General features: G+C 33.7%; 15 protein-coding genes. 1 reads left to right on the top strand and 14 read right to left on the bottom strand.

The genetic code is table 11. From position 1 onward, the window contains the following. Positions 1-18: 18 nt before the first annotated feature. The 13 genes from LIS78_RS08295 to LIS78_RS08235 form a co-directional block, all read right to left on the bottom strand. On the bottom strand, positions 19-1,350 hold the full coding sequence (locus LIS78_RS08295; protein ID WP_195780604.1) for an MFS transporter: 1,332 nt from the start codon (positions 1,348-1,350) through the stop codon (positions 19-21). 704 nt (positions 1,351-2,054) lie between these two features. Next, positions 2,055-2,765: a FadR/GntR family transcriptional regulator gene (locus tag LIS78_RS08290; protein WP_195780605.1), complete on the bottom strand. Its 711-nt coding sequence runs from the start codon at positions 2,763-2,765 to the stop codon at positions 2,055-2,057. 209 nt (positions 2,766-2,974) lie between these two features. Further along, the gene (locus LIS78_RS08285) at positions 2,975-3,733 is read right to left on the bottom strand and encodes an SDR family NAD(P)-dependent oxidoreductase (protein ID WP_116073000.1); all 759 of its coding nucleotides are present in this window, start codon (positions 3,731-3,733) and stop codon (positions 2,975-2,977) included. A 49-nt stretch (positions 3,734-3,782) separates the two neighbouring features. Then, the gene (locus LIS78_RS08280; RefSeq protein WP_195780606.1) at positions 3,783-4,730 is read right to left on the bottom strand and encodes a transketolase family protein; all 948 of its coding nucleotides are present in this window, start codon (positions 4,728-4,730) and stop codon (positions 3,783-3,785) included. After that, on the bottom strand, positions 4,730-5,581 hold the full coding sequence (locus LIS78_RS08275; protein WP_286676966.1) for a transketolase: 852 nt from the start codon (positions 5,579-5,581) through the stop codon (positions 4,730-4,732). Before LIS78_RS08275 ends, LIS78_RS08280 begins: the two co-directional genes overlap by 1 nt. A gap of 314 nt (positions 5,582-5,895) precedes the next feature. Next, positions 5,896-7,242, bottom strand: a complete 1,347-nt coding sequence (locus tag LIS78_RS08270) for an MFS transporter (protein ID WP_195780608.1) — start codon at positions 7,240-7,242, stop codon at positions 5,896-5,898. A 16-nt stretch (positions 7,243-7,258) separates the two neighbouring features. Continuing rightward, positions 7,259-7,843, bottom strand: coding sequence for a TetR/AcrR family transcriptional regulator (locus LIS78_RS08265; protein WP_252284961.1), 585 nt, complete (start codon positions 7,841-7,843; stop codon positions 7,259-7,261). A gap of 92 nt (positions 7,844-7,935) precedes the next feature. Continuing rightward, positions 7,936-10,449 carry a PEP/pyruvate-binding domain-containing protein gene (locus LIS78_RS08260; RefSeq protein WP_252284960.1) on the bottom strand — a complete coding sequence of 838 codons (2,514 nt, stop codon included), beginning with the start codon at positions 10,447-10,449 and terminating at the stop codon, positions 7,936-7,938. A 796-nt stretch (positions 10,450-11,245) separates the two neighbouring features. After that, on the bottom strand, positions 11,246-11,917 hold the full coding sequence (locus LIS78_RS08255; protein ID WP_252284959.1) for an HAD family hydrolase: 672 nt from the start codon (positions 11,915-11,917) through the stop codon (positions 11,246-11,248). Between the two features lie 410 nt (positions 11,918-12,327). Beyond that, a complete protein-coding gene (locus LIS78_RS08250; RefSeq protein WP_209151325.1) occupies positions 12,328-12,543 on the bottom strand; it encodes a DUF6366 family protein in 216 nt (71 codons plus the stop codon). 319 nt (positions 12,544-12,862) lie between these two features. Continuing rightward, entirely contained in the window at positions 12,863-13,378 is a 516-nt protein-coding gene (locus LIS78_RS08245; protein WP_434092358.1) for a class I SAM-dependent methyltransferase, read from the bottom strand. Positions 13,379-13,489: 111 nt separating this feature from the next. After that, positions 13,490-13,684 (bottom strand): DUF6980 family protein, encoded by a 195-nt coding sequence (locus LIS78_RS08240; RefSeq protein WP_195780614.1) that lies wholly within the window; start codon positions 13,682-13,684, stop codon positions 13,490-13,492. A gap of 189 nt (positions 13,685-13,873) precedes the next feature. After that, positions 13,874-14,338, bottom strand: coding sequence for a hypothetical protein (locus tag LIS78_RS08235; protein ID WP_195780615.1), 465 nt, complete (start codon positions 14,336-14,338; stop codon positions 13,874-13,876). A gap of 248 nt (positions 14,339-14,586) precedes the next feature. Between LIS78_RS08235 and LIS78_RS08230 the strand changes: the two genes are divergently transcribed. Next, entirely contained in the window at positions 14,587-14,781 is a 195-nt protein-coding gene (locus tag LIS78_RS08230; protein ID WP_209151323.1) for a hypothetical protein, read from the top strand. Positions 14,782-14,901: 120 nt separating this feature from the next. Here the strand turns inward: LIS78_RS08230 and LIS78_RS08225 are convergent, their stop codons facing one another. Beyond that, entirely contained in the window at positions 14,902-15,066 is a 165-nt protein-coding gene (locus tag LIS78_RS08225) for a type 1 glutamine amidotransferase family protein (protein WP_245210670.1), read from the bottom strand. Positions 15,067-15,239: the final 173 nt, after the last annotated feature.

Here is a 15,239-nt window from a genome sequence, read left to right as displayed (position 1 = left end):
TTTTCTTTCAAACAAGAGTCAACTAGTTTTTTCTAATGGATCGATTGTATTTTTTTTAATAGCTCTTCCTGACTGTTTTAGTAAAAAGGCTACTATAAAGGAAGCTACAAACATGCTAATACCTAGAAATGTCATACTAGCATTAAAAGATCCTGTCATATCTTTAATATATCCCACGATGTAAGGTCCGAAGAAACCGCCTAGATTACCAATACTATTAATAAGGGCAATGGCACCTGCAGCAGCAGCTTCCGTTAGGAAAGACGGTGGAATTGCCCAAAACGGAGAATATGCTCCGAACGCTCCGCAAAGGCTGATCGTTAAGAATACAAATGATAAAACAATGTTCGTACTTGCAACGTAGCTACTAATAATCAATGCCACTCCACTTGTTACTAAACAAGCAACTACGTGAAAGCGTCTTTCATTTTTCTTGTCAGAGTGATTACTAACCAAAATCATTGTTACCATTGCACAAACATACATTAATCCTAAAATCCAACCCATAGCATGCGTACTAAGAGAAGTAGTTTTAGATAAACCTTCTGAGATTGTTGGTAAAAACATGACGATGCCATAGTAGCCAACCATCCAGAAAAAGTACCCTAAGGATAAGGTTAATACGTCACGGTCTTTTAAGGCCTGAGCGAATGTATAGTGTTTGGCTTCCTGTTTTTCTAACTTTTCTTTTGTTGTAACGTCGATTAGCCATTTCTTCTCCTCTTTAGTCAGCCATTTTACATCCTCAAGCTTATCGTCAAGATAGAAGAAACATATAATACCTAAGATTAAAGCTGGAATCGCTTCCAAAATGAAAAGCCATTGCCATCCAGCCATGTTTAACCAGTCAATACCTAATAAATAAGTAGAAAGAGGAGATCCTATTGCATTAGCACCAGGGATCGCAATCATAAATCCAGCAATTGCTTTTGCATGATGTTTTGTTTGATAAAAACCACTTAGATAAAAGACCATACAAGGATAAAAGCTAGCTTCAGCAACTCCTAAAAGAAATCTTGCTGTATAAAACTGCCATGGTGTTTGTATAAAAGCCATTAAAATAGCAATTACAGCCCATGTAATCATTATTCTACTAATCCATCTTCTAGCCCCGACCTTCGTCATCATAGCACTGCCAGGTACTTCTAAAAGGAAATAGCCAAGAAAGAAAATCCCTGCCCCTAATCCAAAAACAGCATTAGAAAAACCTAAATCTTCATTCATTTGTAATGCAGCAAATCCAATATTTACTCGATCAAGTATAGATATGGTAAAACATAAAAATAGAAATGGAATGAGCCTTAACGTTACTTTTTTAGTAGTTGAACGTTCTAAGTTAATTGGATCCAAAATAATTCCTCCCTTGGGTTGCCATCTTTCTACTCTTCATGTTCTTCGGTCTTTGCCCCGAGTCTTTACTCTAGGCTAATTGACAGAAAGAATTAAAAGTTTATATAAAAGATGATTGATCTATTTCTAAGTCTCAGTAAATCTAGTCCCTATTTCTGTAATCCCTTTCATATGGAAATATAAAAAATGAAAAAGCGAAGTATCCCCCTGTATTATTTATCATTTAAAAAAGTAAGAACTATTAGAAAATATCATACACCAAAACCTTACTAGCGATATGCAAACACTATAAATCTACTTTCTAATTTCTATCCTAATAATCCAAAACATTTGTAATGCACAATAACGGTAAAAAACGCTTACATTTCCGAACCCTTCTGCTAATCTCTTCAAAAAATATCGAGCTGTAAAGAATAATGAATTTTAAGATTTACATTACCTCCGTTTTATAGATTTAGCTACTTGTATACTAAGTTACCTTATATAAACAGTGTACTTACATACCTACCAATTGTCAATATAATTATTAGATTAAATATTTTCTTAACTTTCTTAAAAAGAAAAAGGAATATACAGTTTGTTTGGAAAGAAAACACTGAATCTTGCTCATTTTATGCTGTCTTTTCAACAGCAAAAAGACAGCTACACTTTAGCTGCCTTTTAACTCTATATTTGGTATTATTCTAATAAAAAATTAGTTGGAATTAAGCTTTCCAATAACGATCATACAAATTATGCATGTGAAAATTCATAATTCTCACAGCTTCTTCTTCGTTATGTTGTTCAATTGCATTAATGAGTAATTTATGCTCATTAAAATTAACTTCTCGGTAGTCAGGTCTAGTGACGGTTCGATCTCTTATAAACTTCCACATTTCCTGCTGTTTCATCGCATTGCTAATAGCTGCCATAATACTAATAAATAAATCATTATGAGAAGCCTTCGCTATACCATTATGTAGCGCTTCATCTGTTTCTGGTACATACACACCTGCGTTCGTTTCTTCCTCCATCTTATCAATTGTTGCACGCAGTTCTTTAATATCTTCTTCTGTAGCTCTCAAAGCTGCAAAGCGTACAATAAGAGGCTCTATGTTCATTCTTGCTTCCACAATGTCTTCAGGGGAGGTAGACTCCGTTAAAAGTGTTGATTGAGAATTTTCAGCTTCTGTCTGAAACTCTTTAACATATACACCTTCTCCTTGACGAGAATAAATAAAACCGTTCAATTCTAGGGCGCTAAGGGCTTGTCTAACAGGCACTCGACTTACACCAAATTGTTCACACAACTCCCTTTCAGCAGGGAGTTTATCTCCTACTTGAAACGCTCCAGATTGAATTTCAGAAAGAATTTGATTATAAATTTGAATATATAATTTATTATTGGAAACTGGATTAAAACTAATGGAAATCACTTCTCTCTATAATTATTAACTCATTTTATTCATAATTAAGTAGACATAATTTATTATATACTGTTCTATTTTTAGGGGCAACAAGCCTAGCATCTTCTAGCAAAAAAATCCTTATTTATGTAGTCAGTTTCCCATTTTACTAATGATTTTATCAATAAACAGCCATACAGGCATACCATAATGGCATGCCTGTATAACGAACTTGAATATCAATCCATATGTGAGCCACCGTTTATATCAATTTCTTCTCCTGTAATATACGAAGCTTCTTCTGAAGCTAAGAATGCAATTGTAGCCGCGATTTCTTTCACTTCACCTGGTCTCCCCATAGGAATACTATCGATCACAGACTTTGCATCTTCTTCGGGAAGGGACTTCCAAATTTCTGTATTAACCAATCCAGGAGCTACGCAGTTAACTGTAATACCATCTAAAGCTACCTCGCGCGCTAAGTTCTTTGAAAAACCTAATACCGCTGCCTTAGATGCCGAGTAGTGCGGTCCGCCAAACACTCCTCCACCTCTTTTAGCTGAAACAGAGGACAGGCTTATAATTCGACCATACTTTTGATTTTTCATTGTTTCTAATACTGCTTGCGTACATAGAAACAATCCAAACATATTGACGTTAAACACTCTTGTAATATCCTCGAGCGTCATATCTTGAACTGTAACTTTTTGAGAAATTCCTGCATTATTAATCAAAATATCAATTCTGCCGAATTCTTCAAGTGTTTTTCTAACCATCGCATCGCAAGAATCTTTACTTGTTACATTTAACTCTATTCCTAAGGCTTTGCCACCAGCTTCTTTTATTTCATTTACTGTATCCTGTACACCATCAAAATTGATATCTGCTATAACAACTGCAGCTCCTTGTTCTGCAAGTGTCAGGGCGATTGTACGTCCAATCCCTTTTTTGGAACCGCTACCAGTAATAATTGCTACTCTCTCTTTTAAATCAAACATATTATATTTCCCCCATCTTGTTAGCTTTGTCTATTTAATATAGTTAGTCTTAAATCAGTTCTTTAGCTGTTTTGATAATATTTTCTGTAGTAATTCCATTTAACTCTAATAGTTTTTCATAAGGCGCAGATTGTCCAAATTGATCCTGTACACCAATTCTTCGAACTGTACCTTTTCCCTCTTCTGCAACTACTTCACATACGGCACTGCCAAGGCCATTTAGAATGTTATGGTCCTCAACCGTGATAATTTTCCCGATATTTAAGCAGTCAACTACTGCTTCTCGATCCAACGGCTTAATAGTATGCATATCTAGTAGCTTTACAGATATTCCTTGTTTTTCTAATTCTTTAGTTGCTTCTAAAGCGAGTCGTACTGTATCGCCATTGGCAATAATAGCTATGTCGCTTCCATCTTTAATTTTCTTTGCTTTTCCAATTGTAAACTCTTCATTTTCATCATAAATAATTGGAACCGTATCTCGAGTGAAACGAAGATATACAGGTCCATATACTTTAGCAGCTTGTTCTACTAACTTTCTAGTAGAATAATAGTCAGCTCCCATAATGACAGTCATATTAGGAACCGATCTCAATACACCCATATCTTCTATAGCCTGATGACTTCCTCCATCATTAGCTGGCGTTAGACCACCGTGTGAACAAGCAATCTTTACATTTAAGTTAGGATAGCAGACTTCTTGTCTAATTTGTTCAAGCATTCTTAATGAACCAAAGACCGCGTAAGTGCTTACAAAAGGAATTTTACCAGTCGTAGCAAGTCCAGCTGCTAACCCAGCTGCATTTTGTTCTGCGATCCCGACATTAATATGCTGGTCAGGTAATTGTTTGATAAAGTTTACTGTTTTACAAGACTTTGCAATATCCACATCAATGACATAAATATTTTTATTTTCTTTCCCTAATTTTACGATTTCATCTCCAAAGGCTTCTCTCGTAGCTTTTTTTACTGTAAGATCTTTTTCCAGTATGCTCATTATCTTAAACCTCCTGCTACTTCTTCCATTGCTTGATGATATTGCTCTTCATTAGGAGCAACCCCGTGCCAATCAGCCACATCCTCCATGAACGAAACTCCTTTACCTTTTACCGTGTCACAAATGATACATTTTGGTCTTCCATTCTTCGCTACTTTTACTTCATCCAATGTTTCTACAATCTCTTCCATGGAGTGTCCATTAATTCGCTTTGTTTCAAAACCAAACGCATCAAATTTTTTCTCTAAATCTTGCAATGGCATAATTTCATCACAAAATCCATCGATTTGAAGTCTGTTATTATCTACAAATACAACTAAATTATCTAATTGGTACTTAACTGCTGTTTGAGCAGCTTCCCAAATTTGTCCTTCTTGACATTCTCCGTCGCCTACTAAGGCAAAAACTCTATAGTCTTTAAAATCTCGTTTCCCTGCTATTGCCATACCTACGCCACAAGAAAGTCCTTGTCCTAGTGAACCTGTTGAGATATCAATACCTTTGCACTTTTTCATATCTGGATGCCCTTGAAACGGAGAACCATATTCTCTCAACGTGTATATCGTTTCATAGGGTACAAACCCTCGTAAAGCTAAAGCTGAATATTGAATGGGACAAACGTGACCTTTGGAAAGTACAAATCTATCGCGATCTTCCCAGTTAGGATTGTGTGGATCAACATTCATTTCTTTAAAATAAAGCGCTGCCATAATATCAGCTGCAGAAAGTGAACCTCCTGGATGGCCAGATTGTGCTCCATAAATCATTGTAAGAGCTGTTTTTCTTAATTGAATGGCTTTTTCTTTTAATTCTTCAATACTAATTTCTTTCATTTTAGTCACCTCATTAATTTATGACTTGCTGTTTTCCAAATGATATATCCATTAAAATATAATTTAGTATACTTAGGTAACTTGTATACTAAGTAGCTTTGTGACTTAAGTGTACATCTGAAATGCGAGTTCGTCAATAACAAGATTGAATTATTAGAATTTTTTATTTAAAATAAATTAATTTTTGAAGAGCAACAGATGAATTCATCTGCCGTTTTCTCTAAGATTTTTAAGCAAAAAAATAAGTAATGCTCCTATTTCAGAAGCATTACTTATTTTTTATCGATTAATTAGTAAATCGTATATATAACCAGCAGCTTTATAAAAACCGACTATGCTTTTGCACTAGAATTATTGCTGCTTATTACATCTTGGCTACTAGATTTAATGCTTCTAGCTACTAGTAAACCTACTATCCCTGATATCCCTAAAATAATAAAGATGTAGTTATAGCTTGTAACGAGAGCAATAAGCGTGGACGAAATAATACTTCCGAAATAGCGAAACGTTGAGTAAATGCCAGATGCTGTGCCTGATTGCTCTTTACTTACGGAGTCAAGCGAGGCAACCTGCATGCTTGTTAAACCTACTCCCGTAGAAAAACCTCCAATAATTAAAGCCACTATAAGAAAAAGAATAGATCCAACGCTCTCTAAGGATAGAAAGACAATATTGGAGAAAAGGATCATAGCAAAAGAAAATCCAATAACTTTTTTAGAACTAAACTTATTGTTTAATAATCCTCCTATCCAGCCGCTTAAAGACATTGAAATCGAAAAAACCGATAAAATAAGCCCTGTTTGCGCTGTAGATAAGTGAAATTGAGACTTCATCAACAGAGGCATAATTAACAGAATCACATACATAACAAAATTGCTAAGCATAATAGATAAATTAGCGCTTGTAAAGGTGGAATTTTTAAATAAAGAAAAATCGATAATCGGGTTTTCTGCCGTATTTTCTCTTTTGATAAACAAGATTGTAGATAGAATAAATATTATTCCCATTATTAAAGCCTTAGTAAATTCCATACCGTGTGTCAACAAGATCAATAAAGAAATGCTAATTGCTAAATAAATGGAGCCTTGAATATCTAAAGTACTTGTTTGCTTTTTAACATTAAATTTAGGAATCATCACTATTCCACTGATTAAAGCTAAGAAAAGAAAAGGAACGTTGACCCAGAATATAGCTTCCAAGTTGAAGTTTTCAAGCAGTACAGACCCTAGTAAAGGTCCAATTGCAGCACCCAAACCCATCCCCATTCCAAATATACCTAAAACTTTAGGGAGTCGTTCTTTTGGTACCACATATCTAATGATTGCTATAGTGTTTGGAGTAAGTAAAGCTCCTCCTACTGCCTGCAGTGATCGAAAGATAATAAGGGAAATGAGATTAGTTGAAAATATACAGCCTAAAGATGCTATAAGAAAGAACACTACGCCCCATAAATAGATATTTCTGTTCCCATATAGATCTCCTAGCTTTCCAGCGATAGGCTGAGTAACAGCCATTACAATTAAATAAATAGTTACTACCCAAGAAATATTTGCAAGTGGTTCATTAAAATGAGCTGATATGGTTGATAGAGCAACGGCAATCATTGTCGAATTTATTGGTACAAGAAATGTCCCAATTAGTAATGAAATAATCAAGATAAGCTCTTTATGTTTACCCAAACATTATTGCCTCCTTTTAATGGACAGAAATTCCTTTTATAAACGTTTTTATACTGTTTTTTATCATATCTTGATAATCTGCATGTAAGGCTTTGTCTCCAAAATTTAGTTTATACATAAAATATCCCCAATACGTACTTAGGAAAAGCTCCGCTTGTGTACAGCAATCTAATTCTTTGATATATCCTTTCTTTTGCATTTCTTCAAAGTATTCTTTTAGTATTTCTTTCGCATCATTAATTTTTTTTATAATTTCTTCGTGCGCCTGTGAGAAAATTAAAGGGTCTTTTAAAGCAATTGAAATCATGTCTCGGTTATTATCAAAGTCTTTTAGTAACAGGTAACCGAAATTCGTCAAATCTTTTTCAAGCTCCCATTCAATTGATTTATCAAAGATCTCAAGTGAAAAGCTTGTTGTTTTGACAATAGCTTGAATAATGCCTTCTTTATTGCCAAAGTGGCGAAAAACAGTCAATTCATTAACGCCAGCTTGTTCTGCAATTTCTCTAGTGGTAGTACCTTTATAGCCTTTTTCTTTAAGCAGTTCTATTGTAGCTTTTGTTATCTTCCTTTTTGTTTCATCTTTTTTCATGTTAATCATCCTTTATGCTTCCTGAATGTAAGTATTTACTTTCCATTAGGCAGTATATAAAGGAAAAAGAGCTGTTGTCAAATGGAATCGAAGAGAATTATTTATTCATTTAAGCGCGTGACAATTCCATTTGTACCATCGACCATAACAATATCGCCATCTTTTAGCTTATCCGTACTTATTTTCGTACCAACCACTGCAGGAATTTCATATTCACGTGCAATTATTGCCGAATGAGAAAGAATACCTCCAGCGTCAGTAATAACAGCCCCCGCAGTCTGAAATAAAGTAGTCCAAAGTGGAGTAGTGGTCTTACATACTAAAACATCACCTTTTTCCAGCTTGGAAAATTCCTTCGTATTTGAAATGACTTTTACTTTTCCGGTATATGTTCCCGAGGAAGAGGCTAACCCTTTAATAGAATGTTCGCTGTTAGCGTCATTTTCCTCAATAGCTCCCATATATTTCTCAGCTTCTTTCAGCTGAGCTGGTTCAGGGACGCCGAAGTATCTAGGCAAATTAGACATTTGCTCATGTTCTGCGTGTTCTTTTTTACGCTTCTCAATTAATTCTGTCATGTCTACTGGATTTTCTAAAAGAGACTCTAGCTCATCAAGATATAAGAAGAAAATATCTTCTTTCACTAGAAAAACATGATGATTAACTAGTAAATTACCTAGCTTGAGTAGGAATAAACGGGCTTTTGCATCCAACATTGCATCGATATAAAAATGATGGTCATCTCTTATAACGGATGCATCTAATGCCCACTGATAATATTTTTCAAACTCTTCTTTGTGTTTGCTATCCGCTATCTGTTCCAGAAACTCATTATAGTTCTGTTCACGTTTCTTGACCGTCTGTTTGAAATTCTCATCAAAGTTGTAACCGTCATTAACATATCCTTGAATAAGGGACAATGCGTGAAGAGGGTTCTCTAGCCAAGTTTCTCCTACAAAATCGTGACTTACAACGCTTCGATATCCATACTGTTTTAGAAAAGTATCTACTTCAGCCATAAAGCTTTTTGCTGCTTTATTTCCCTCTAATTTCTTTAATAAAGTTTCTGTGCATTCTTCTTGAAAGATCTTAGTAAGTTCCGCATCGCCTTTAACTGTTAAAGCAAGTCTAGAAAGTTGTTGATCCGTTTCCAACGATTTGTTCATTTTCCCAGTCAATAGCTCATAAACATCATGTCCGGATTTTTTATTTGTAAGGTTTTTATAGTATTCTTCAACTATAGTATTTAAAGACATTTGAGGCATAACAATGTCAAAATGCAAATCATATGCCGTTTTATAAAAATCAGTCAAACTTTGAAGAATCTCTTTTCCTCTCTGAAGGTTGAGATTTTCCCAGGTAGAGCTATCTAATTTGTCATAGTAAGGTAAAAATTGTTCCTTAATAATTTGATTCATTCGCTTTGTTAAGACTGGATAAATACTTTCCATTAATTCCTTATGTTCTTGGCTTCTCTTATCAGAATCTCCTTTAAAAAGCTCCGTTCTTGTATAGATATGTCCTTTATACACTTTTAAATTAAGTCTATTAAATATAAAGTTTAACTTTTGAAAACTAGAAGCTGTTCCTTCAGAAAATGCCGGAATAATAAATGAAGCGTACAATGGACTAACAGCATGAGAAAAACTTGTGTCATTTAAAATCCAAAACTCTTCCATATCCTCGAAACTTAAAGATATATCTTTTTGGAAAGGAGTTAATTCTTTGGCCTCTGTTAATGTGGTAATAGCTCTTGCCTGTAATAGATATACTTGATTGTCTTGAACACCAAACTCTATGTCTACGGGATGTTGGTAAAGAGCTTCTACTTCTTTTGTTATTTCGGTCAATTCAATGATTTTCTCGTCTGTTAAACAAAACCTTTGCTGCTCATCTTCCGTTGTTTCGATTTCTTCAACGCCTTCAACAAGTGGAATTATTTTTACTTCCTTTAGCCCTTTTTCTTTCTCTATCTCAAAGGTTTGTTTATTAACCAGGTAAACATCAGGTGTTACTAAGCCCGATACGATTGCTTCTCCTAGTCCATAGCTGGCATTAATCATCATTTCTTTTGTATTATGAGTGACGGGGTTTTGACTGAATATGACTCCCGATGTTTCGGACTCAATTAACCCTTGAACAACAACTGCCATTGAAACTTCATCAAAATCAGCATACATATTTTGAGTATATTGTTCGACTCTTTCAGTGAAAAATGAGGCCCAGCACGCTTTCACTTTACTCAAAAAATCCTCGGTACTTTTCACATTAAGATAGGTTTCATACTGGCCAGCAAAAGATGCACCTTCTAAATCTTCAGCACTAGATGATGAACGAACAGCTACTGACGTATAAGAGCACTTTAGGTTTCGAAATGCCTCTATGAGATCCGATTCAATTTCAATAGGAATTTCCCCGTGTAAAATTCTCTCGTGTATATTATCCGTTTGACGATCAATCCCGTTCCATTCGATATATCGCTTTAAAGCTTCCGTTTGAATAACAAACCCATCTGGAATCGGTAAATTTTTTCTTTTCATTTTTATAAGGTTTAAAGCTTTTGCTCCAACTTTTTCATTCGCCTCGTCCACCTTTTGAAAACTTAAACTATACATTAAAAATATTCATCCTCCTACAAAACAATTTTAAAATGTAAGTAATCACTTACTTTATATTTATTTTAATTCTTTTAAATTTTTATGGTCAATAAAAAGTGGTAAAACATTTAAAAAATGCATATTTAGTTGTGCTTTATTTTAATTTCACTTAAATAATATTCCTCTTTTTTATTACATTTTTTAACTTTTATTAGTCTTTTTTATTATAAAGTCTAAATAGTTAGCTAATTAAAAGGTTAATAAAAGAAATGCAAAAAACCCCATCTAAATTAAGATGGAGGTTTTCCTCTTTTTATAGTTGGGTTAACCATTATCTCGGAGTGCTTACAAGCTTCCACTGGCTGAGTGTCAATTTTATCTTATACCCCCTAATACATAAGTGAGCGCTATCAGATTTACGAATCATATGCGAAGTCATAATCAAAAATCTCCTTTCTCATAGAATTATTTTTAATATAAAACTATTTTGGAAATCTTAACCTAAGCATAGCTCAGGATTGTAAACCATTTATTAATGACAAGAAAAGATTATGTAAACATTTTAAATTGCAGGGGAACCGCTCATTATTTATGTTTCAACTTCAGTAGATTTAGGTCTATATATGTGTGAGTTCATTGACGGAGCAGAAACTGCAGTGAAGATTCAAAATCAAGTGGATTCCAATACTGTAAGGTAAATTAAAAGGATAGCCCTTTAAAGGCCTATCCTTTTACATAGCATATAAAAAATTTATTCTCTTAATAAAATTGCGACATTAACCATCTATAATGATTATGTTCGAGGATCAGTCTATTAGATTGACAAGCTACTATTTATGTTAGATACAATAGTTTTTAATTCCTTCAAATCATCTATTACCACATCAGCCTGCGCAAGCTCACCCTCTTGAGCAAAATCAAAATTGCACCCCACTGCCATTAAACTATTATCCCTTGCAGCATTTATGTCAGATAGACGGTCTCCCACTACGGCTGCGTATTTAATATCATATTTCTTTATAATCGTTTTGACTAAATCTCCTTTATCGAGGGTTTGGATTTGTTGGATACTAAATGTCTCTGTTACCCAATTATTCAAATTGTAATGTTCTACAATAGCTTCTAAATATTCCTTTAAACCGTTACTTGCTATGTAAATGGAACAATTATTTTCTTTTAAATAGCTAAAAACCTCTTTTACATTGGGATATAAAGCACCTTTCCCTTTTCTTATATTCTCCACTAAGCTTTTCAAAAAATAGTCATCCGTATACTTTCTTATTTCATCTGAATGAATAGGTAATAAAGCTTCCCATACTTTTGGTAAAGGTACACCCATAATCTCACGATACTTATCAATAGGAGTACCAGTATCCCATTGATTGAGTGCACGTAAATGGTTAAAGGTATCGTCAAGCGATAATTCTAAAATTTTATCTGTTTGAAACAGCGTTCCATCCATATCAAAAATCAGTGATTGCAACATTAATTATCCCCTTCTTTCGGCAGTACTGAATACGCATCTATACAATACCATAAAAAGGAAATAGAAATCTTGTAAAAAATACTATTGTAATCAATACCGTCATCAATGTTCTTAGCACACAAAAAAAGCACCTAATTATTTGTAGGTACTCTTTTTAACTTTACATACTTTGTTTGAAATAATAAATGAAAAGGTGGCCGCTATAATAGAACTTAAAAATGGATAATTAAAAGAAAAAATACTGACCGTTGAGCTACTCAAATGCTGTGAAGTTTCAGGTACATATGTAAGTGTAAGAAATAGCCCAGAAACAATTTGAAAAGCAAACAGTAACACTATAAAACTACCAATAAACACTGCATAATTTTTCAAAATGACTCCTCCAGTACTTTTAATTTATAAACCTCATATTATTTTAAAAATAGGGACGCCACGATAAAACCTATAATTATTACAGCAATAAGTATACCTAGCCCCTTCCATCCTAAGCTGCCTGCTAAACCAGATAGGTTTCCGGCTTCATTTCTGTTAAATGCATCATTAATATCCCCCGCTGGATTTTTGTTTAACTCTTCTTGTTTCAGCCTCTCTCTTCTTTTTTCAGGCGCTTCTTTATTTTCGCTCATTGTCACACCACCATTTTTAAAACATTATAACATATTATTGTTAAAATGGTAATTAAAGGATTTACACTTAAAGGTCATCGTAATTCTATTCTTGTATAGGATATAAACGTTTATTTAATATGGTGGATGTTAAATAAACGTAAAAAAGAACCTTCAATGGAAGATCCTTTTTAATGTTTATTGAATTAATACATACATTAGCTCTAACGGAACCTTTATTGTCAATAATATAATTCCCAAAATGCTCTTATTCTCTAAATTATTAAGCCTTTCACCCAATCATAAATTCTATAAAATTACAGACACCTATATTGAAGAATTACTTTATACCGCTAGAAATAAACATAGAAGCATCTTGATTCATAAAGATTTTATGACCATGATGGAAGGTCTTTATTTTTATTGATTTAAACCCAACTTCAGCTAAGAATTCTTTCAGTTCATTATGTAAAAAACCATTGTGAACTTTCGGATGACTAATGCTAAGATTTTTATCAAAATCAACAATAATTAGCTTCCCGTTATCATTTAAAATATCAAATAATTCTTGTAAGATTTTTTTAGTATCTGGGATATGAAGGAGGACTAATGACATTAAAACTATATCTGCCTTGAATTCAGGGGTTTCTTCAGTGAAATCTGAACAAAGGACTTTTGAGTTCGTGATTCCTTTGTGAAAAATTTTAGCTTTCGCAACTTCCAACATTTGTTGAGATGAATCAACCAACAAAATAGAATCAACTAAATCCGACAATTCTAAGCTAACTAAGCCAGTACCGCTCCCGTAGTCTATTAAAGATTCCAGTTCCTTTATTTGGATATTTATAAGTATTATAACATATAATTTTCTTTTTTATTTCTCTGCTACATATTCAACAGGTTTTTCGTTTACATAATACCGTTTATCAACAGTACTAAAGCAAAAGATACCTCTTCATTTCTTAATTCATAGCTTCGTACCACACCATGGACAAAATGAAATCCCAATAATGGACGAACCGCCATCATGGACAATTAAACCGTATTCGTTGTCTGTTTGATTAAATAAAATAAAGTTATCTGGACACTCAAATGGATCACTATGAATGTCACATGTAAAGTTCGCATGATAATCCATATAATCGCAGCAATGCTTTTTCATTCGTTTTCTCCTTACTGTATAGTTATTATTACTTTTCTCGGTAAGCCCAACAGTGTCCATCGTAAATACGATAATTTTCTTTATCAGCTGGGGTTATGACCTAGCCGGTCCTATACGGCATTGTATGCAAAGATACCCATTTCAGATCTCCACTAGCACGATGAAAAGAATCGTACCAGTTTTCCGTGGTTACTGTTGTTTAAGTATTTCTTCCACCTTTTCTTTAATATCAGTTTCTAAATGATTTTTTGACAGATCATACAAAGCGCCTGACCCTTTAAAATAACCACCAAAGTAATACCACAATTGAATGTAATAAATGTATGCATCTTCTTCATCTGTAAAACCTTCAAAGTTTATCGCAACCTGAGAACGGTATTCTTTTTCTAGACACTGCTCTGAACTTAGATTTGATATGTGGTCGCCATCAATATCTCTACACACCCATATTTTTAAGTTCCGCTTACCATCACGCTCAAATTTACTTTTATATTTTTTTTGCAGACTTTCACTATATACTTCTCCTAATCTTTCCAACTTCACTATATCTCTTTTTAAATTCTCATTCATTTCACTCTCTGGGACTGAAATGTATTTGTCATTTGTTTCGAGATCATCTTTATCCATAAATAGCTTTTTTAATTCACCAAACAAATTTTTCCACCTACCTAAAAAGTAATATAAGCATGTTAAAATTCCAGTGAAGAACTCTCATTTCCTCCTTTGTACTCCGATTAGTCGGAACAGCTAATATAATCTCAATGAATACATTACAAAATTATTTTTTGACGTAGATTCTTTTACTAGAGTTCTTATTTATAACCTACTTGTAATTCAATATTTTTTATAGTGAACACATATGTTAAAGTGTAAAGGAGTGGAACGAAAGGAGTAATGACAACATGGCCCAACGAATCGTCAATATGTTTCTATCTGTTTTAGCTGCCTATGGAACGTTAATTCTAACGAAAAACATGAGCATTGCAGATAATATTCTTGTGACACAGATTGTGCGTCTGATCATTTGTATTGTAGCTGTTATAATTGTAACAGGAATTACTACCTACATTTTCAGAAATAAATCTTCTAATAATTAAAAGGTAGCTATTTATATATAGCCGCCTTTTTAATTCCCTAAAATCCCCTATTATTTCACCCCAAAGAAAATAGGGATGTCTCAAATAATTATGAGACATCCACATTAGGGTTATACACTTTTACGCATTTAAAGCACGTACAAATTCTTTTGCTAGGCTGATTGTAGATTTTGGATTTTGCCCTGTTAAAAGCTTTCTATCCACTTCAATGTAATCCGTCCAGTTATCTTTTGCAATAAACTCAGCGCCTAACTCACGAAGTTTTGTTTCAAGAAGAAACGGCATGTATTTATCTAAGGCTGTATCTTTCTCTTCTGAGTCTGTAAAAGCTGTAATACGTTTTCCTTTTACAATTGATTCACCATTTTTAAGCTTTCCGCATTTATCTCTTTGAATATGTTCCCCGGTATCATTTGATGAAAACGTGGTAACTTTTTCTTTATAATAAAAAAGCAGGT

Source organism: Priestia megaterium (assembly GCF_023824195.1).
In the GTDB taxonomy this organism is placed as follows: Bacteria; Bacillota; Bacilli; order Bacillales; family Bacillaceae_H; genus Priestia; species Priestia megaterium_D.
This window is presented reverse-complemented; position numbering and strand designations above follow the sequence as displayed.

Coding starts and splice junctions, on each gene's coding strand:
- LIS78_RS08285 (WP_116073000.1), bottom strand. CDS start 3,733: ATGTTTGATTTAAAAGAGAGAGTAGCAATTATTACTGGTAGCGGTTCC.
- LIS78_RS08280 (WP_195780606.1), bottom strand. CDS start 4,730: ATGAGCATACTGGAAAAAGATCTTACAGTAAAAAAAGCTACGAGAGAA.
- LIS78_RS08265 (WP_252284961.1), bottom strand. CDS start 7,843: ATGATTAACATGAAAAAAGATGAAACAAAAAGGAAGATAACAAAAGCT.
- LIS78_RS08260 (WP_252284960.1), bottom strand. CDS start 10,449: ATGTATAGTTTAAGTTTTCAAAAGGTGGACGAGGCGAATGAAAAAGTT.
- LIS78_RS08255 (WP_252284959.1), bottom strand. CDS start 11,917: ATGTTGCAATCACTGATTTTTGATATGGATGGAACGCTGTTTCAAACA.
- LIS78_RS08250 (WP_209151325.1), bottom strand. CDS start 12,543: ATGAGCGAAAATAAAGAAGCGCCTGAAAAAAGAAGAGAGAGGCTGAAA.
- LIS78_RS08240 (WP_195780614.1), bottom strand. CDS start 13,684: ATGAAAAAGCATTGCTGCGATTATATGGATTATCATGCGAACTTTACA.
- LIS78_RS08230 (WP_209151323.1), top strand. CDS start 14,587: ATGGCCCAACGAATCGTCAATATGTTTCTATCTGTTTTAGCTGCCTAT.
- LIS78_RS08225 (WP_245210670.1), bottom strand. CDS start 15,066: ATGCCGTTTCTTCTTGAAACAAAACTTCGTGAGTTAGGCGCTGAGTTT.